At 45.0% G+C, this 20968-nt stretch carries 11 protein-coding genes; 8 read left to right on the plus strand and 3 right to left on the minus strand.

The window, feature by feature from the left end; translation table 11 throughout:
• The first annotated feature begins 4 nt into the window (after window positions 1-4).
• The 6 genes from AC58QC_RS29730 (at window position 5) to AC58QC_RS29755 (ending at window position 9741) form a co-directional block, all read left to right on the plus strand.
• A complete protein-coding gene (locus tag AC58QC_RS29730; RefSeq protein WP_497418592.1) occupies window positions 5-2308 on the plus strand; it encodes a helix-turn-helix domain-containing protein in 2304 nt (767 codons plus the stop codon).
• 221 nt (window positions 2309-2529) lie between these two features.
• On the plus strand, window positions 2530-4149 hold the full coding sequence (locus AC58QC_RS29735) for an extracellular solute-binding protein (RefSeq protein ID WP_497418582.1): 1620 nt from the start codon (window positions 2530-2532) through the stop codon (window positions 4147-4149).
• 80 nt (window positions 4150-4229) lie between these two features.
• A complete protein-coding gene (locus tag AC58QC_RS29740; RefSeq protein WP_497418583.1) occupies window positions 4230-5198 on the plus strand; it encodes an ABC transporter permease in 969 nt (322 codons plus the stop codon).
• Window positions 5199-5214: 16 nt separating this feature from the next.
• Window positions 5215-6096: a carbohydrate ABC transporter permease gene (locus tag AC58QC_RS29745; protein WP_497418584.1), complete on the plus strand. Its 882-nt coding sequence runs from the start codon at window positions 5215-5217 to the stop codon at window positions 6094-6096.
• A 13-nt stretch (window positions 6097-6109) separates the two neighbouring features.
• Complete coding sequence (locus tag AC58QC_RS29750; protein ID WP_497418585.1) at window positions 6110-8350, plus strand: glycosyl hydrolase family 95 catalytic domain-containing protein; 2241 nt, start codon at window positions 6110-6112, stop codon at window positions 8348-8350.
• 179 nt (window positions 8351-8529) lie between these two features.
• Window positions 8530-9741, plus strand: coding sequence for a chromate transporter (locus AC58QC_RS29755; protein WP_497418586.1), 1212 nt, complete (start codon window positions 8530-8532; stop codon window positions 9739-9741).
• An 83-nt stretch (window positions 9742-9824) separates the two neighbouring features.
• On the opposite strand, the gene AC58QC_RS29760 is transcribed toward AC58QC_RS29755, so the two are convergent.
• Together AC58QC_RS29760 and AC58QC_RS29765 are read right to left on the minus strand one after the other, a co-directional pair.
• Window positions 9825-10301 carry a CBO0543 family protein gene (locus AC58QC_RS29760; protein ID WP_497418587.1) on the minus strand — a complete coding sequence of 159 codons (477 nt, stop codon included), beginning with the start codon at window positions 10299-10301 and terminating at the stop codon, window positions 9825-9827.
• A 64-nt stretch (window positions 10302-10365) separates the two neighbouring features.
• Window positions 10366-11451, minus strand: coding sequence for a YncE family protein (locus AC58QC_RS29765; protein WP_497418588.1), 1086 nt, complete (start codon window positions 11449-11451; stop codon window positions 10366-10368).
• A 342-nt stretch (window positions 11452-11793) separates the two neighbouring features.
• Here AC58QC_RS29765 and AC58QC_RS29770 point away from each other — a divergent pair, with 342 nt between their 5' ends.
• Window positions 11794-17478, plus strand: a complete 5685-nt coding sequence (locus AC58QC_RS29770) for a pectate lyase-like domain-containing protein (protein ID WP_497418589.1) — start codon at window positions 11794-11796, stop codon at window positions 17476-17478.
• A gap of 113 nt (window positions 17479-17591) precedes the next feature.
• Here AC58QC_RS29770 and AC58QC_RS29775 read toward each other — a convergent pair whose 3' ends face one another.
• Window positions 17592-18458: an AraC family transcriptional regulator gene (locus tag AC58QC_RS29775; protein ID WP_497418590.1), complete on the minus strand. Its 867-nt coding sequence runs from the start codon at window positions 18456-18458 to the stop codon at window positions 17592-17594.
• Between the two features lie 146 nt (window positions 18459-18604).
• Here AC58QC_RS29775 and AC58QC_RS29780 point away from each other — a divergent pair, with 146 nt between their 5' ends.
• On the plus strand, window positions 18605-20587 hold the full coding sequence (locus AC58QC_RS29780; protein WP_497418591.1) for a glycoside hydrolase family 127 protein: 1983 nt from the start codon (window positions 18605-18607) through the stop codon (window positions 20585-20587).
• Window positions 20588-20968 lie beyond the last annotated feature (381 nt).

Here is a 20968-nt window from a genome sequence, read left to right on the forward strand (position 1 = left end):
GACAATGCATAAATTACGATTTAGCACGCGGAGTGTTATGGTCAATTGGCTCATTTCCTACGTTTCTGTGCTGCTCGTTCCCATACTGATCAGTGGAATTATTTATACGGCTACTTGGCATGTGATTGAATCAGAAGTCAATCGGGCCAATGAGTCGGTGCTCAAACAGATTGAGCAAGCGATCGACAGCAACTTGGCCGGTATTGAACGTTTAAGTGTAGAGATGGCGCTCAGCAAACGTCTTGCAGGTTTCATGACGGTAACGAAACCATTAAAGGATGAGCACTATTATGATGTCGTAGAAATCGTCGATGATCTTCGTAAGTACAAAGTAGCAAACGATTACATAGATCAAATTTACGTCTATTATAAAAACAGCGATTCCGTCATATCGACACGTGACCATATCAACAGCCAACAATTATATGAACGAGTTCGAACTCGCGAAGACATGAGTTACGAGGAATGGCAGGCTATTTTTGATAAAAGGTATATGCAAGAATACGCACCAGTGACGCTTCGAGAGGATGGACAATCGGTTAAAGCGGTGATGTATGCCAAGTCGATCATTCTCGACACGCCTGAGCAACCAGGTGCGATTATCCTAGTTACGATTAAAGACAAGAAGCTGCTTGAGAATGTCATGTTACCCAATCATTCTTCGATCACTGTACTCGACCGTCAGAACCGGTTAATTGCTTCAACGGGATTAGATGAAAATCCTGATTTTCTGTCCATCGATAAACTGACAAGCGAGAATGGCTTCTTTTACGATTACAGTGCGGACAAACAGTTTGCAGTATCATACACAACATCCAATAGAGCTGGTTGGAAGTATGTATCGATGATGCCTGCGGAGCTTTTTGATGAAAAAATGAAATATGTAAAAGCCTTGATCTATATTAGTATCGCGCTAAGTCTCCTTATCGGGGGGATTGTGACCTTTCTGATGCTTAAACGAAATTATGATCCGATCAGTAAGCTAATCCGAAGTTTATCCACGCGATCCAGCATTTCTTTCAAGGAAGGCTCGAATGAGTATGGGTATTTGCAAGATGCGCTGCATGACACCTTCACGGAGAAAGAGAAGATTGGTCAACGTCTGGAGCAGCATCGGGATACGATTCGTTCGCACTTCCTGCAAGGCTTGCTAAAAGGTTCAACAGAACGTAATGTACCTGTGCATGAATCGCTGGCCATTCACAATATGGAGCTGGCCACTTCCCATTTTGCTGTTTTGCTGTTCCATGTCGATCATTATGGCAAATTGGAGACTTCCGAGTTTGCCTACGCCGAGAAGATCAAGCATGTTCAGTTTATTATCATGAATGTCGCGGAAGAAATTGTTGGCCTCCAGCACCAAGCGTTCTCAACGGAGTTGGACAATTTACAAGCTTGTATCATCAATTTTAAAAGGAACCCTGAACCCGATGAAGTAGAGCATATCGCGGAACAGGTGAAATCATTTATGCTGGATCATTTTCATGTGCATTTGACCATCGCGATTAGCCGAATTCATCAAGAACTGGCTGGCATCTCAACTGCCTATCAAGAATCGCTTTCCGCGCTTGAATATCGCCTGGTCATGGGAAGCGGTGAAATTATTCATTACAAGGACTTGCCAGATACAGGAGCAGATCGAGAATCCAGCTATTATTATCCCTTGCATGTCGAACAGCAACTGATTAATTTTGTGAAAACAGGTGACTATGATCAGTCCAAAGCGATGATTGACGAGATTATTGAAATCAATGTTTCAGGCGCAGCACTCTCTGTTCCGTTAGCCAAATGTCTGATGTTCGATCTCATTTCCACCATGCTCAAGACCATAGATGAAATTGGTGCGAGCAATAAGCGGGAGTTCATGAATCAGGTTAACCCGATTGATCGATTAACGGCGTGCACAACCATTAAGGAAATGAGCGTACAAATCGGTGATGTGCTGAAGAAAGTATGCCAATCCATACAGAATGATCGCAAGCAAGACCATAACCAGCTCAGCCAACAGATTATTGTCTATGTGAAAGAGAATTTCAGTTCCCCACATTTGAATATTACGATGATCGGGGAAGTTTTCGACTTAACCCCTTCCTACTTATCGAAGCAGTTTAAAGCTCAGACAGGTGAGGCACTCCTTGAACTTATTAATAGGACACGGATTGAAGAGGCCAAGAAGCTTTTGGCGGAACAATCCTCCTCCATCATGGACATTGCAAGACGAGTGGGGTATGAGGATATCAATACGTTTAATCGCATCTTCAAGAAATATGAAGGTATTACGCCGGGAAAATACAAAGACTTTGTATAATGTAATAGTGGAAATTGCCACCTTTTGTGTGGCTTTTTCTCATTTTGCATGTCTGTTTCATTATTTAAAGATGTGAAAGTACGGATTTTGATGATGGTTTTTGGTTTTTGATGATACACAATGAGGGCAATACTTCGCATAATAACGTTAGCGGCGCACCACACAAGTCTGTGCTAGGCTGCACGAGCAATCAGGAATCAGTATTCTCGAGGGGGATATCTATGAAGAAGCAGATGAAGACGATTGGAACGGCAATTACGATTCTTTTGGCAACAACAAGCTTATTGACCGCATGTTCGAAAGAGGAAGCAAGCAGCACGCCAAAGGCACCTTCTTCATCAGTACCAGTGACTGAAGCGGCTAAGTATCCGATCACAACAACTGGAACGATCACATCTTGGGAAGAATTAAATTCGAATTTAACTTCCATTTTTCCTAACTTGGGTGATGCACCATTTGGCAAGCAATTAGAGAAAGACACAGGTATTAAGGTTAAGTATACGCATCCTGCAGAAGGGCAGAAGAAAGAGCAATTTAATCTCTTGATCGCTTCCAACAATTTAACAGATGTGATCGAATATGATTGGAACAAAGAATATCCAGGCGGTCCTGAGAAGGCGATAGCGGATAAAATGATTATTCCTTTAAATGATCTGATTGATAAGTTCGCACCAAACTTGAAGAAAGTCTTACAGCAGGACAAAGAGCTGGATAAAATGCTGAAGACAGATAGCGGCAAATACTACGTATTCCCGATGATTCGTCCAGATAACGGACTCGTATTCCGCGGTCCAATGATTCGGAAAGATTGGCTGGATGAGTTGAATTTACCTGTGCCAACCACGATTGACGAATGGTACACCGTATTGAAAGCGTTTAAAGAAAAGAAAGGTGCAACGGCACCGTTTACGGCTCAATATAATACGGGCAGCGAGCTCAATATACAGGATGCGTTCATTGGCGCTTTCAAAACAGCGAATCGCTATTATATTGACGACCAAGGCAAAGTGAAGTATGGCCCGATTGACCCACAGTTCAAGGAAGTGTTAACACTATTCCGTAAATGGTACGCAGAAGGCTTAATTGATAAAGACTTTGCGCTGAACACGGACTCAAAATCGCTCGATAACAAGATGCTTAGTAATGCTTCCGGTGCAACTGTATCACTACTCAGCTCAGTTGGCCGCTGGATGGATACAGCGAAGAAGAAAGAACCGAACTATCAACTCATTGCAGCACCCTATCCAACTTTGAAGAAAGGCGAGCGAGCATTCATTGGACAGCGCGATTTCAAATATAATCCGTTAGCTAGTAAAGCAGTAACGGCAGCTGCCAAGGATCCTGAGTTAGCAGTGAAGTGGTTGGATTATGCTTACAGCGAGAAGGGTGCCATGCTGATGAATTTCGGTATTGAAGGGGAAAGTTACACCCTGCAGAACGGCGTGCCAACCTGGTCTGACAAAATAACGAAGGATCCGAAATTGAATTTGCAGCAAATGGTTTCCCAATATACGAAGCCGAACGGACCGTTCCTAGGTGATTCAAGAAAGAATTTCAATACCTATAAAGAGCAAAACGACGCGATGAAAATATGGGCAGAGACCGATGCCATTAAACATGTTATGCCGACATTCATTACACCAACCGTTGAAGAGAGCAAAGAAATCGCCAAGCTGAACACCGCCATTATCTCCTATAAAGAAGAAATGTTTATTAAGTTTGTGATGGGCAAGGAGCCGATTGAGAAATTCGACGAGTATGTGAAGCGCATTCAAGATATGGGAATCGACAAGGTGCTCAAAATCTATCAGGATGCTTTTGATCGATACAATAAGCGTTAAGCATATTTATGACAGAGAACGTGTCCGCCATTGGCTGGCACGTTCATCTTTAAGAAGACTGCTGAAGGGTGGACTACGAAATGGAAGCAATCAATCAAGAATCGACACCTGTTTTCTCAGCCAATAAGCGGAAGAAAGCAGGCACCAAGCTCGGTCTGATCCTCGATATACGCAAGAACAAATATCTCTATGTGATGCTTCTCCCGGTATTGCTTTATTATGTCGTGTTTCATTATGCGCCCATGTACGGGGCGATTATTGCGTTTAAAGACTTTTCGCCTAGGCTTGGTATTTTGGGAAGCGAATGGGTAGGCTTTGATAACTTCCAAACGTTTTTTACAGGTCCTTATTTTTGGAGGACGATTAAGAATACGCTGCTGATCAGCTTAAATGAGCTTATTTTTGGTTTTCCGGCACCGATTATTTTGGCTTTGCTTCTGAATGAAGTGAAAAATGCTTTGTTTAAGCGCAGCGTTCAGACGCTCACTTACATGCCTCACTTTATTTCACTCGTTGTTATTTGTGGGATTCTGAAGGATTTTACGTCCAGCGAAGGGGTCATTAACGATTTGATCGCTTGGATGGGTGGAGAACGTACAACATTCCTGCTTGATGCGGATATGTTCAGACCGATCTATGTATCTTCCGGTATCTGGCAGCATATTGGTTGGGGGACGATCATCTATTTGGCCGCGTTGACGGGGATTGATCAAGAGCAGTACGAAGCAGCGCGCATCGATGGTGCAGGGCGTTGGAAGCAAGCGCTTCACGTTACAATACCAGGGATTATGCCCACCATTATCATCTTGCTAATCCTTGAAATGGGGAAAATGATGAATGTAGGTTTTGAGAAAATCATTTTACTGTACAATCCAGGCACGTATGAAACAGCGGATGTCATATCCTCTTATGTATACAGGGTAGGGTTGCAAGAGTTTAATTACAGCTTCAGCTCAGCGGTGGGCTTATTTAATTCTGTTGTCAATTTTACACTGCTGATCTGCTCCAATTGGCTTAGCCGAAGATTAAATAATACGAGTCTGTGGTAGGAAGGGGGAGTAATAGGTGAATAGTCGACCGACGTTATCCGAAAGAAGCTTTGATTTCACCAATGTGCTGTTTTTGACATTGCTCATGATCGTGACCATATATCCAATTATTTACGTTGCCCTAGCATCGATTAGTGATGCCAGTCAGTTAATGGCGTATAGCGGATTTCTTTGGAAGCCGCTTGGTTTCTCGCTGGAAGCGTATAAGAGTGTATTTGCCAATCCGATGATTTTAAAAGGCTATGGGAATACCTTTTTTGTAGTCATTGTAGGTTTAGTGTTTAATATTTTGCTAACAGCTCTGGGGGCGTATGCACTATCACGAAAATGCCTGCAATACCGTAAGCAAATCATGCTGTTTATTGTGTTTACGATGTTTTTCAGCGGAGGACTCATTCCATTTTATTTGACGGTAAAAGGAGTCGGTCTGAATAACTCATTATGGGCAATTATTATTCCGCATGCGATTAATACGTTCAATTTGATCCTCATGAAAACAGCTTTTGAAGCGATCCCCGAAGCGTTGGAAGAATCAGCGAAGATTGACGGAGCGAATGATTTTGTTATTCTATTTCGAATCATTTTACCATTATCCATGCCGGTCATTGCCGTTATGCTCTTGTACTATGGTGTAAGCCATTGGAACTCATGGTTCCATGCGATGATCTTTTTGCAGGACCGCACCTTGTACCCGCTTCAGCTGATATTACGAGAAATTTTGCTGCAAGGTGAAGCTAGCACAATGACAGGGGGAGCTTCGGCTGGCGACGTTGCCATGCTGTCTGCGACATTGAAATATGCAACGATTATTGTGGCTACAGTGCCGATTCTTCTCGTATATCCGTTCCTGCAGAAATATTTCGTCAAAGGCGCTCTGATCGGAGCTATCAAGGGTTAGGAGGTAAGAAGGCATGGCAGGCAGCAAGATCAACGAGATTCGATTGGACATCGATTGGAACAAATTCCTGGCACCGAATGATATGGAATGGGTTGTAAAGCCTGTTTCCTGGGATGAAGGGGGCTTCATCGGCAATGGTCTTATCGGTGCAATGATTTACGGAGAAGAGCATGCGAAGAAACGGCATGTGCTGCGCTTTGTGACCGGACGGACGGACGTTACTGCGACCCGGACGGACCGTCCGGGTTTTCCACCCCGCGTACCGATTGGAGAGCTTCACTTGGAGCTGGAAGGGATGATCTATCATCCGACGCAGCTGCGTTTGGATCTGTGGAACGCGGAGGTTAGAGGGATGCTGACAACAACCAAAGGTGAAGTCAAGCTTCGTGCTTTGGTTCATAGCGAAGAACCTGTCATGTGTGTTGATATTGAAGCTATCAACGGGGAGACGGGGGCAGGCTTGCAGTGGGTTCCGCACGCTGAGCTCGATCCTGATCTGGTGAATGCTGATGGCGTCAATTTGAACCAATTTATTCCTGACGTACAGTTGAAGAAGACGATCTGGAAGGGGATCGCCGTCTCGATTCAAACATATACGACAAATGAAGGCTGTGTGACAGCTTTCAAAGAAGTGCACCTGTCCGAAACGCGAAGAGTTTGCTACATGTCTGTGGCTAAGGGCTGTGACGATCAGGCACAGGAAGAGGCTGTTATCGCGGTCGTGAAGGCTGCCTCTACTCCGTATGAGGAATGGATTGACGCTCATCGTGCTTGGTGGCACCGTTATTACCAGTTAAGCTTTATTTCGATTCCGGATGGACAGCTGGAGAGCTTCTATTGGATCCAAATGTACAAATTGGCCTCGGCAACAAGGGCAGATAAGCCGCTGATCGATAATCAAGGGCCATGGCTCGCACCGACGCCATGGGCAGGTGTCTGGTTTAATATGAATGTGCAAATGAGCTATTCGCCTGTGTATACCTCAGGCCGATTGGGCATTGGCGAATCACTTGTACGTGCACTTAAGGATAATTTTACACAATTAATTCGTAATGTGCCTGAGCCTTTTCAGTATGATTCCGCAGGTCTTGGACGCAGCTGCAGCTTCGATCTGGATAGCTCGGTTGATGATGAAATCGGAAATTTGACTTGGGTCTGTCATAGCTTATGGAGGCATTACCGCTATTCCATGGATGATCTAATGCTTGCGGATACACTTTATCCCATCCTGCGGAGAAGTATCAACTACTATATTCACCTGCTTGAAGAGGGCGAGGATGGACATCTGCACCTGCCGCCTACGATCTCTCCGGAGTATGGCTCGTTTATGAAAACAAAGGTGGAAGATTGCCATTACGATCTGGCTCTATTGCGTTGGGGCTGCGAAACACTATTGCATATTTGTGAACGCTTACAACAAGCGGATCCTCTCCAAGAGAGCTGGAGGAACGTATTAGAACGATTGACGCCGCTGCCAGTCGACGAAACGGGCTTTATGGTGGGACAGGATACGCCACTGGCATACGGGCACAGACATTTTAGCCATTTACTTGCGATATTCCCGCTTCATCTGATTGAATGTGATCGCAAGGAGGATTGCGAATTAATCGAGAAGTCTCTTCGGCATTGGATTCAAAAGGAAGGCGATCTACGTGGCTTCAGCCTGACAGGTGCGGCTTCTATTGCGGCCACATTAGGCAAGGGAAGTGAAGCTCTCCGTTATTTGAAGGCGTTAATGCATATCTTGAAGCCGAACACGATGTATAAAGAAGCTGGGCCCGTCATTGAGACGCCGCTTGCAGGAGCGGAATCGATTCACGATATGCTGCTCCAAAGCTGGGGCGGTACACTGCGGGTATTCCCTGCGGTACCTGAGGAATGGCGCGAGGCTGCTTTTCATGATTTGCGGGCAGAGGGCGCGTTTTTGGTCAGCGCAGTAAGGCGGGAAGGCCGAACCACCTGGATTCGGGTGAAGAGTCTAGAAGGGGAGCCATTTCGGATCAAGACTGGCTGGAGTGGGATTGTACATTGGAAGATTTCCGGAAGTGATAACCAGCATTGTACTGTTCTGAACGAAAATGAGGATCTTAGTCAAATCGAACTAGCGAAGGGGAAAGAAATCATTCTCTTCCAAAGCGATGAAATGCCAGAGCTCACGATCCAAGCGGTACACATGCCAGAAAGACCTATTCGCCCGTTTGGCGGACACAAACCTTGGCGGCTGTATGGTTTTCCGGCTATAAATGATCATTAGCAGCGATGGATAAGGCAGATTTACGCACACGCTTACTGCGGTGGGAGATACCCACTTTTGCAAGGATGGTTACTTTGTAATGACCTTCATCAATAATTAACTATAAATACGCTTACGTTAGTGATATCATATTGTCGAAATCCTAACCAGTTATGAACACAACTGAAGCGAGGCTAATTATGGAAACACAACAATATGATATCAAATTACCGTCCCCAAGTAGAATGAAAGTACTCATCGAAGTGCTGCTCGTGTCATTCAAGCTAGGGCTGACTTCTTTTGGAGGACCTATTGCTCATTTAGGGTATTTTTATAATGAATACGTACGAAAGCGTAAGTGGATCGACGAGAAGAGCTACTCGGAGTTAGTTGCCCTTTGTCAGTTTCTACCTGGCCCAGCCAGCAGTCAAGTAGGGATTGGCATTGGTGCCATCCGTGCTGGCTTGCTTGGAGGTCTGGTCGCTTGGTTAGGTTTTACGCTTCCGTCTGTCATTGCTCTGGTCGCGTTCGCCTTTCTCTTAGAGGGATTGGACCTAAGCCACGCGGGGTGGATTCATGGATTGAAAATCGTTGCTGTTGCTATTGTGGCTGGGGCTATTCTAGGTATGGGGCAGAAGCTGACACCAGATAAAAGGCGTGCCACATTAGCCGTTATTGTTGCATCTGTTACACTCATATGGCAGACGGCATTCAGCCAAGTATTACTCATACTAGCATCAGGGCTCATCGGCATGTGGATGTACAAGGAAACGAAAGTTCCGGAAGTTGCTAATGTTTCAATTCCGATCAGTCGTAAAGTTGCTGTCAGCTGCCTCTCCCTATTTTTCGGCTTATTAATTGCATTGCCCGTCATAAGTTCAGCCGTAAGTACAACTGAGTTATCGCTTTTCGATAGCTTCTATCGATCGGGTGCCCTCGTGTTTGGCGGCGGACATGTCGTGTTACCACTCCTAGAACAAGCCGTTGTGCCTACGGGCTGGATTAGTAAAGAAAATTTCCTTGCGGGGTACGGCGCTACGCAGGCAGTTCCTGGACCGCTGTTCACTTTTGCTTCCTACTTAGGTGCAATGATTCATGGAATTACTGGCGCGATCATCGCGACCATAGCCATTTTCTTGCCAGCCTTCTTACTCATCATAGGGACGCTGCCGTTCTGGTCGATTCTAAGCAACAATTCCCGTATACAAAGTGCATTAGTAGGCATTAATGCGGCAGTAGTTGGTTTGCTTTTGGCAGCACTATACAACCCTTTATGGACCACGGCGATTCTAAGACCAGTTGATTTTGTACTGGTTTCTATTTTATTTACGATGCTGCACTTTTGGAAATTACCCCCGTGGACTGTTGTTCTTGCTGGCATTGTAGGGGGCATAGTGTCGGGGTACGTATAACTATCAAAAAAAGATCCACGCTTGCGCTAAACGCAGGGGTGGATCTTTGCTTGTCTTTGAATTGTCTGTGCAAGACGCAAATCTTATTTTGTACTAGTAAAGTTAACTCCATGTTTTTTCGCGAGTACGTAGAATCCATACACAGCAGAGACAGCGATGAAATAAGAGACAAAGGTCCAGCCAAGATTCCAACCGTGACCGTATTCAACTTTCCCGACCAAATAGGCAATATATTCAAGAGAACATAACATTGTACAAATAATGATCAGAATAATCAGTGGGTTCTTCTTTTTGAAATCAATCCAATAGATCTCAAGACAGGCTGCCAACGGATAGAGTCCTATGTCAAAAGGAAGCGCAGAAATCGTTTCATCATCTTCAATCAACGGTGTAAAATCCCAAAATTCTACGTGATAGCCTATGGCATTTATCAGGGAAGAGATGATGGCAGAGACAGGAAATATGAGAATGGCAATGGTTGGAGCTTTCTTATACCAGGAAAGTCCAAATGTCCACGGAATAATAAAGCCTACAATGATATTAATTAAGATACGTCCCACTCCTCTTGATCGTAGTTACTATCAAGTATGACCCGTACCTCTTGGCTTATATACCCCAATGCATTTATCGAGAAGTGTCCTGTATAACGGTAATCGCATTCTCGCCGCCTACATAAATGCGGTTCGTGCGCGGGTTAAGCAGCAAATGCCCAGAACCTTTGCCAACTTGGAGCTTAGTCAGCGGCTTCAGGCTGCTGCCATCATAGACGATCAGCGGGGCAGTTCCGTTCTCGGGCGATTCCGAAATGAACAGGTGGTTCGTTGTCGGATTAATAAGCACATCCGTAAAGGCAGGTACGGTTAATGTGCCAGTGATTTTGTTCGTTCTGCTATTGATGACAAAAAGTCGACCCTTGACGGAAATTTGTGCACTTGAGACGTAGACCCGACTCGTATTGGGGTTAATCGTGATGTCCCTTTGCCGTCTGCCGAGTGGAATCCTGCGAACCTTCGTCGATCGGAGATCAACAACCGAGCAGTAACGGCTTAGGTTATTTGCGATATAAAGTTGATTTGTTTTCCTATCTAGGACAGGTGTTATTACAGGGTTTCTTCCGACTTTTACGGTTGTAAGTATCGTATTCGTATCCCCTTTTATAATGGATAACGTATCACTGGTCGTATTCGTTACGTAGATGCGATTGCTGCTTTCATCGACTGCAATTTGAGCTGGACGTCCGGTGAAAGGTATTCTGCTTTGTACTTTATGGGTAGCTCCGTTCAGGACAACAACATCAGTGTTCTTCGAATTTAATGAGATCGTCGTCACATAAATAAGATTCGTACGCGTGTTAACCGCGATATGATCGACTCGTTCTCCTACTTTAATGGTGGAGATGACTCGGTTCGTAAGGCCGTTTACGACGGAAACGGTTCCATCAAAGAAGTTGGCTGCATATATACGATTCGTCCGCGTATTGACGGCCATGTGGTAAGGCATTTTGCCTATCTTAATGATAGTTATGATTTTATTTGTTCGTGTGTCCAGTACACCTAGAGCGTTATCACCTTGAATAAAGTAGACCCGTTTCGTAATGGGGTTGATGGCAAAATATAAAGCCGGACTGCTAACGGGAATAGATGCAATCAGGCGCGGTAAGGATGGTTTGATTCGCAGCTTCGAAACACGGACTGATTTACGGATAATCATGTGAGCTCCCCTTCTCAAAGACATGTGGTTCTTAAATCATATTCATGACGATGCGGGTAGGGAACTATTTAGGAACTTGAAGAGTCTTACGATACGTCGTGGGGCTCTTTTTATTATACATATGTTAATTAACTAAATTTTTGGTAAAAGTTAAAAAATTATTCAAATTGGTCAATTTGTTTTCTTATCCTACCTTCTTATTGTAGATATGATGATGGAAGAAATGACAAACGGACAAGCTGCCGTTACACATCATTTGAACACGAGGAGGACATTAGTCGGGGTTATGAAAGCGCTTAACATGGGTGACAATTTGCACGAAATTTATTTGGAGGTGGGGACATGTTAAAAAGAAGTATATCTGTTTTGTTAGCAATTACTATTTTATTTAGTTTATTTACTTTCGGATCTGGCGTAACCCTTGCAGCTGGACCTGATCAACCCGTGGTTTCGACAACCACTCATTCCGTTAGCTTAACTTGGACAGCTGTACAAGGTGCTAATAGCTATAACGTGTACCGTTCGCCAAGCAGCAATGGTACATTCGTCAAGGTCAATACCTCGGACATTGTTGCAACGAGCTACACGGACGCAGGCTTGACGGCGAACACGAGATATTACTACAAGATCTCATCGGTGAGCACTGGTGTAGAATCTGCTCTTTCTGTGGAAACATCAGCTCTGACAGAGCCGGATTTCGGACCAAATGTGTTTGTATTTGATCCACTCGCGGATCCGACACAAACAGCTGTCGACGTTGAAACAAAAAGTGCCGAATTATTCGCACAGCAAGAAACCAATCAATTCGGTACGCAAAGGTATGCCATGCTTTTCAAGCCAGGCGCCTATAAGGCTAGTATTAATGTAGGTTTCTACACACAAGTATCCGGTTTAGGGCAAGTTCCTGACGATGTCACCATAAATGGCGGCGTAACGGTTGATGCCAATTGGATGACCAATCATAATGCTACTCAAAACTTTTGGCGCTCCGTCGAAAACTTGGCTGTAGCACCAACTAATGGAGATATGAAGTTTGCGGTTTCGCAAGCAGCGCCTATACGACGGTTGCATGTAAAAGGTAATTTGACGCTGCATGACCAAGGCGGTTGGGCAAGCGGCGGATTTTTGGCAGACTCGTTAGTAGACGGTACTGTAAATTCGGGATCACAGCAGCAATGGTTCACGAGAAACAGTAAATGGGGCACATGGAATGGATCATTATGGAATACAACCATTGTTGGTTCCGAGAATGCACCTGCAGAAGACTGGCCTACAAAAGCTTTCACAGTCGTAGATAAAGTACCGGTTATTCGTGAAAAGCCATTTCTGACCTTCGATTCTGTGACTAAAAAGTATAAAGTGTTTGTACCAGATGCAGTCACTAATAAAAGTGGAACGAGTTGGTCAACAGGTACAACGGCGGGTACTTCTATTGCGATTGAAGATTTCTTGATCGCAGACACCTCAACATCCGTTGCTACCATCAATGCTGCGCTTGATCAAGGTAAGCACCTCTTGTTTACGCCAGGCGTGTATCATTTCACAGATACGGTTAAAATTACGAAACCTAATACGGTTGTGCTGGGTCTTGGACTTGCAACCTTGCATTCAGACAATGGTATTGTGGCCCTCTCTGTTGCAGATGTAGACGGTGTGAAAATTGCTGGTCTCCTATTTGAAGCAGGAAGCGTGAATTCACCTGTCCTTATGGAGGTTGGTCCTAAAGGTAGTTCAAACGATCATTCGGCTAATCCGACATCTTTGCATGATCTTTATTTCAGAGTCGGCGGCGATGCGCTTGCCAAAGCTGATGTCAGTATCGAAATCAACAGCAACAATGTCATTGGAGACCATTTCTGGGTATGGCGTGCCGATCATGGTACGGGCGCTGGATGGGATTCCAATACGACGATCAACGGAATGATTGTTAATGGGAATGACGTGACCATGTACGGGCTTTTCGTGGAACATTTTCATGAGTACCAGACGGTATGGAATGGAGAACGGGGAAGAACCTACTTTTATCAAACCGAAATTCCCTATGACGTTCCGAATCAAGAAAGGTGGATGAGCAACAACGGCACCGTGAATGGTTTCGCTTCTTATAAGGTAGCCGATTCGGTAAATTCACATGAAGCTTATGGCTTAGGGATATACTCCAATTTCACCGGCGGCATCGTTTCGATGGAGAGCGGTATTGAAGTTCCAGATAAGCCAGGCGTGAAAATACATCATGCAACCACGGTTTCCTTAAATAAAAGAGGAGAAATTACTCACATTGTTAATGCGATGGGATCTCCAGTGAATCCTGCAACTATGCGAGCAACGCTTGAAGATTACGTGCCTAGAACTGTTGTTAGTATTACAGATGTTAGTGCGGCGACCATAACAGGGAAAGCTCCTGTATTACCTGCAGTTGTTAAACAAGTTTTTACTGATTCTACAACAAAACAGGTAGCTGTAACTTGGGATAGCATAGATTCATCGAAATATGCATCGGCTGGAAGCTTTACAGTGAATGGAACAGTTAGCGGTAGTTCAATCCGTGCGATAGCTCATATTACTGTAACTACTGCGCCAACTGTACCTGTAACGGGGATTAATATTACAGGAGCTAGTGGTGCTACTACGATAACTGCTCAAAGCGGTACATTGCAAATGTCAGCTGCGGTGACGCCTTCAAATGCAGATAATACCACGGTTACTTGGTCCGTGATGAATACAAATGGAACAACAACGGATCTTGCGACAATTAGCGCAGGTGGTCTGTTAGAAGCGATTAGGAATGGAACGGTTAAGATCATCGCAACAGCGAATGACGGTACCGGTGTTAAACAAGAAATGAATGTAGTGATCAGCGGTCAATCGAAAGCTTTTTTAAATAATGGGTGGGCATGGGTGAGAGAAGATATTAATCTCTGGGAGCCCAACTCCAATAATGTGAATGAAATGAGATTAACGACAAAAGAGGGGCAATGGTCTGCACTTTCAACTAAACCAATCCCGATTCTCTACAGAGTTCCTGGTTCAAGTGATTTTACGATCTCAACGAAGTTAAATTTTGCTCCATCAAACAACTATGAATGGGCAGGTCTAGTTGTTTATCAAGATGATCTCAATTTCATTTCTTTGGGTCGTCAGTATAATACGGGTGCTACAACTCCTGCCCTTAATAGCTATAATCAGATTAGGTTTTCGCAAGGTCTACCCAACGGGTCGGCAGTTAGACAAACAGACAATAATGACATAGATCCGTTCGCATCTGGTGATGTATTTTTGAAAATTACAAAATCGGGAAATACGTATACAGGGGAATATAGTGGAGACGGAGTTAATTGGACTGTTTTCCAAAAAAATGTAAGCAGCTACACTGCTACTTTAACAAACCCCAAAGTTGGTATTTTTGTAAGGAAACTGAATACAGGAATTGCTGCCAGAACGGCTGTGTTTTCAAACTTTAAAGTGAATGGCAATATTGTACCTTTCTCGAATCCTTTGACTACCATTAACGTAACAGGAGCTAACGGAGGAACAGCGATTACGGCGAACGATGGCTTACTACAAATGTCAGCAGCTGTATCCCCAGCAAATACGAACAACCAAACAGTCACGTGGTCAGTCTATAACACAGACAATTCACCAACGGATAAGGCAACAATTAACACGAGCGGAATGTTAACTGCCGTGAAAAATGGCCAGGTAAAAATCGTGGCGTCAGCCAATGATGGCTCCGGCGTAACCGGAAGCGCGATGATCAACATAACTGGCCAAATTATCGAAGTTGCATCAGTTGATGTAACGGCTGCAAGTGGAGCATCAGCGATCACTTTGAAAAGCGGCACTCTTCAAATGTCAGCAGCGGTGTTACCTGCGGATGCGGATAATCAAACGGTAACGTGGTCCGTAGTGAACATGGATGATACACCTACCGACAAAGCGACAATCAGCGCAAGTGGATTGTTAACTTCTGTAAATAACGGCCAAGTAAAAGTTGTGGCGACAGCCAATGACTTGAACGGTGTAATTGGATCCAAGGTCATCAACATTTCCGGTCAAGTACTTACACCACCGACGATTAATCTGGTGTCTGCAGGAGGTGGACATGTGTCTCTTGGTTGGAGTCAAATGAACGAATCGATCACGTACTCGGTTTACCAACGAACAGCGGGCGGATCTTACGGAACTGCAGTGGCAACTGTTAGCGGAGATGTATACAACTTTGACGCGACAAGCTTGGTGAACGGAACGACTTATTATTTTGTTGTGAAAGCGACTTATCCAGGCGGAACCAGCGATGCTTCCAATGAGGTAAGCGCCACACCGCAGGTGCCAGCTCCTGGAGTTCCAGTGTTACAGGCTGTTGCAGCAGGTGATAGTCATGTGAATTTGATGTGGGATCCGGTAGACGGCTCATCGGAATATCAAGTATTCATCGGTACAACATCAGGAACGTATAGTTTATCTCCTGTAACTGTCAACAGTTCTGTATACAGTTATGATGCTATTGGATTAACAAATGGCACGACCTATTATTTTGTTGTTAAAGCTGTCAATCCAGGCGGAACCAGCGATGCTTCTAATGAAGTTAGCGCTACGCCACAAGCTTCAGTTGTTGATGTAACGGGTATCCTCCTAAATCAATCAAGCCTTAACTTGGCACAAGGTGCTTGGGATACGTTGACAGCATCTTTTCTTCCAGCAAATGCGACGAATAAAAACGTAATTTGGAGCTCGAGCAATACAAATGTTGCAAGCGTAGATACGAATGGGAAAGTTACGGCGATCTCAGCCGGTACAGCGGAGATTACGGTAACGACTGTAGATGGCAGCTTCACAGCGAAAGCTTCTGTTACTGTTACTGCTACTGTTCCTGTATCTCCAGAGCCAGATCCTGTTCCTCTTGCTCTGCCAACAACGGATCATGTCATCACCATCACACTAGGTCAACTTACAAACAGCGCAAATGGTACAACCACTGTTGCGATCCCAACTGACATTTCAGAGATCAGACTTCCTGGGAATATTACCGAGTTAATTTCTCAGAACAATCTGGAGATCAAGTCAGACGCATTAACCCTTTCGTTCCCGTCCGAAGTGCTTAACCAATTAACAGATAAGTTCACTACGGATCAAGTAAAGGGCAGTACAATATCTCTGAAGCTTGACATCGTCGCGCAAGGGGAAGCGAAAACTCTCATTAATAGCAATAGTGCAAATACAGAGAATAAATTAGTTGGCGATGTTTACGAGTTCCATTTGTTCATTCAGACAGCGGACGGTAAAACAGTTGAGCTTTCGAAGTTCAGTCAGCCGATTACAATTGAGTTGAAGGTTCCAGCAAGCGTGAATTCGGCATTAGCAGGAATCTATTATATTGCTAATGATGGAACACTAACGTACGTGGGTGGCAAATTAGATAAAGATGTCATCACAGCGGAGATTAATCACTTTAGTAAATATGCTGTACTTGAAGTATCCAAGTCCTACTCCGATGTGCCTTCCAGCCATTGGGCTTCCAATGTGATCAAGGAGCTTGCTGCAAAGCAAATTGTTGAGGGTACAAGTGCGACAACCTTTGAACCTGGACGCAGCGTCACACGTGCCGAGTTCACAACGCTTCTAGTGAGAGCTTTGAAGCTTACGGAAAAAGGCGAAATGACATTTGCTGATGTGAAAGCAAGCGACTGGTTCGCAGATAGCGTTTCTATCGCAGTGAAGGCAGGAATTGTACAAGGTAGAAGTGCAACAATGTTTGATGCGAACGCGCAGATTAGCCGTGAGGAAATGGTTACTTTACTTCTTCGAGCGTACGAGTTCAAGAATGGGAAAGCCGCTAGCTCAACTTCTCAAACATTCGCAGATGAAGATCAAGTCTCTTCATGGGCGGCTGGATTTGTGAGATCGGCAGCAGCGCTGCATTTGATTCAAGGTCGCGGTGCAAACCAATTCGACCCGAAAGGCATTTCAACGCGTGCCGAAGCGGCACAAGTTCTTTTCAATCTATTAGTAGCTACGAAGGCGCTTTAAGAGGATCAACTGGATTCAATTCTTAGAACAGTGAATGGGGCTGCGGTCCTGAAATAGGTTAACGAAAGGCTGATCTGTGTTGTAGAGGAATCTACTGACGGATTAGCCTTTTTTCATGCCGAATATTGCTTGCGAAACCGAAGTGGTGACATGCCAATAGCGGCCTTGAAGCAATTCGAGAAGTAAGGCGCGTTAAGAAAACCAATATGCTCGGCGATACGCGCGATGGACCACTCGGTTTTGATCAGCAGCAGCTTAGCTTGTTCGATTCGGTACTCATGCAAATACGCCATCGGTGTGCAATCATAAATCTCTTTCATACACCTGACAATATAAGTAGGGTGAAAATGAAACTCCGATGCGAGTGTACTATTCGTCACATCAGATTGATAATGCTGGCGCAAATAGGCCTCAATCTTGTCGGCAAGCTTTAAGGCAGGGGAAGCATCGCTGCGAGTCTGTCCAGCATCGAGCAAACGAAGCAGTTCCATGAAGAGCTGCTGCTCACTCCAATAGGTCTCTGATCGATGATGAGCCGAATCAGCCACAAGCTTTCGGAGATGTCGTTCAGCTAGTGCGAACTCAGGTGGTGAGCTATATTGCGGAATGTGGATGCGATACGGATTTTCCCATGACTTTCGAACCTGCGGATACATAGTGCTTACTTCATGATCAGACGTATGTCGCCATACCCCTTGAAAGTCGAAGTGTATCCAATAGAAAACGGTCTCTGTGTCACAGGCTTTGACAGGATAATGATAGCGGTCTGGCAACAGCAATAGTGTTTGTCCTTCCGAAACCTCCCATTCCTTATCGTCCTCCCCGATATATAACGTTCCTTTGACAACCCAGAGAAGATCGAAGATGCCAAGGCTTCGGCGACTTGGATGCATTTCGCCTGGACTGTAGGTGGATAAGCCGATCATGATGAAATAAGGCAATGGCGGAAGCTCCATCCAAATATGGCCATGTTCACTCATTGTCACGCCTCAATTCAAGTAGTGTTAAATTTTATAAAAAATTAGTTTGTTTTATTACTATTTTATCTTTATTTATAAGGATAAACTGTAAGAAGGTGATAATCAAATATTATATAAAAATGATTGAAAAATAGGAGGAGTTACATATGGTGAATTCGACAGGAGCGCAGACTTCAATGAACAAGGTTCGTATTCAAGACCAGTTTTGGGATCCTTTTACGGAGCTCGTTCGAGGGACGGTTATTCCCTATCAATGGGATGCGCTAAATGATGCTATCCCAGATGCTGAACCCAGCTATGCCATTCGTAATTTCCGTATCGCGGCAGGGCTCGAAAAGGGTGAGTTTGGCGGTATGGTGTTTCAGGATAGCGACGCAGCCAAGTGGCTCGAAGCAGTTGGCTATTCGCTTGCGAATACGCCTGATCCTATTTTGGAGCAAACAGCTGATAATTTCATTGAATTGATTGCTATGGCGCAGCATGAGAACGGTTACTTGAATACGTATTTTACAATTAAAGAGCCAGGTCAGGCATGGACGAATTTGCATGAAGCGCATGAATTGTACTGTGCGGGACATATGATGGAGGCTGCTGTTGCTTATTATGAAGCGACGGGTAAAAGAAAACTGCTCGATGTCATGTGCAAATTCGCTGACTATATCGAAACCATTTTCGGTCGCGAGCCTGGTCAATTGCGGGGATATGACGGTCATCAAGAAATCGAGCTTGCCCTCGTCAAGCTTTCACAAGCAACAGGGGAAGAACGTTACATGAAGCTGGCACAATTTTTCATTGATGAGCGTGGAGTGGAGCCAAACTTTCTGATTGAAGAATGTAAACAAAGAGATGGCTACGGCCATTGGTCGAAAAAGAAGGAACCCATTCCGACAGTCGCGCAAATGGCGTACAATCAAGCACATAAGCCAGTTCGGGAGCAGGATGTCGCCATTGGTCATTCGGTGCGTGCCGTATACATGTATACAGCAATGGCTGATCTTGCCAGATTGACGGGAGATCAAGCATTGCTTGCAGCCTGCCGCCGCCTATGGGAAAACACGACCAGAAAACAGATGTACATCACCGGTGGCATTGGTTCAACACATCATGGTGAAGCATTCACTTTCGATTACGATATGCCAAACGATACGGTGTACGCTGAGACATGTGCGTCAATTGGCCTCATCTTCTTTGCAAAGCACATGCTGCAGCTGGAAGCGAAGAGTGACTATGCGGACGTTATGGAGCGGGCGCTGTACAACAACGTCATCGGCAGTATGTCACAGGATGGTAAACATTACTTTTACGTAAATCCGCTGGAGGTGTGGCCGAGGGCATCTGAATTGAATCCAGGTCGCCGTCATGTCAAGGCGGTGCGGCAGAAATGGTTTGGCTGCTCTTGCTGCCCACCGAACGTGGCACGTCTGCTTAGTTCATTGAATAGATATATTTACACCGCTTCTCCAGAGGGAAATACGGTCTATACGCATCTATTCATTGGCAGCGAGGCGCGGTTCGAGCTTGCTGTGGGTGAAGTTGAATTTACCCAACAATCCAAACTCCCATGGGAAGGTTACGTCCGTTTAGAGCTAAGGACTGCTCCGAAAGACAAGTTTACACTTTCGCTGCGTATCCCCTCATGGAGTTATGGTGGAGCTGTCATGAAAATCAATGGCGTTCTAACAACATTTGAAACGGTGAATGGTTATGCATCGGTTGAGAGGCAATGGGTGCAGGGAGACATCGTGGAGTGGGAGCTTGTATTGGAGGCTCAACTGACTTCCGCACATCCTGAGATTAGAGCTAACGCAGGCAAAGTTGCCATTGAACGCGGACCTCTCGTGTATTGTCTGGAAGAAGTGGACAATGGCGCACCTCTGGCGTCCGTATCCCTTGCAGCCGCGCTGAAGCTGGCAGCTAATTACGAGGCAGGATTGTTAGGTGGAGCCGTCGTTGTTGAGGCAGAAGGCTTAGCCGATGATTCGGCATCTTGGTTGGAAGATACGCCGTACCGACCACTTTCCCAGCAAAAGGCTGCCGAACGAGTGAAGCTCAAAGCAGTTCCGTATTACCTATGGGGTAACCGCGGTGAAGGCGAGATGACGGTTTGGATTCGTAAAGGCGGCGAGTAAAACCAGTGATAATTGTAGGCCCCTCGGGAATCCGAGGGGCTTTTTGGTGATAGTTGTGCGCGTAAGTGGTGGGCATGGAGGGGGGATGGTTTATGGGCAGGATTGGCAGGATCACAGCTAGGGTTGCAGCATGTATGGGAACATAGATGGAAAACCTACAGTTATTTCTCCGTATATTTGAGGATTTGGCGGATTAGCGGTGTTTCCTACAGTTAATTTCTTGGGTTTCCGCCAAAAGTGAGCATACTCCGCATATTAGCTGTAGATTTGCAACTAGAATTATAAGTGGACACCTCGTTAACAGATTTAAGATAATAGACGTAACGAGGAGGTGTTCACATGGGTGAACAACGGCAAAGGTACAATGATGAATTTAAACAA

The sequence above is a fragment of the Paenibacillus sp. J22P51 genome, from assembly GCF_059692215.1.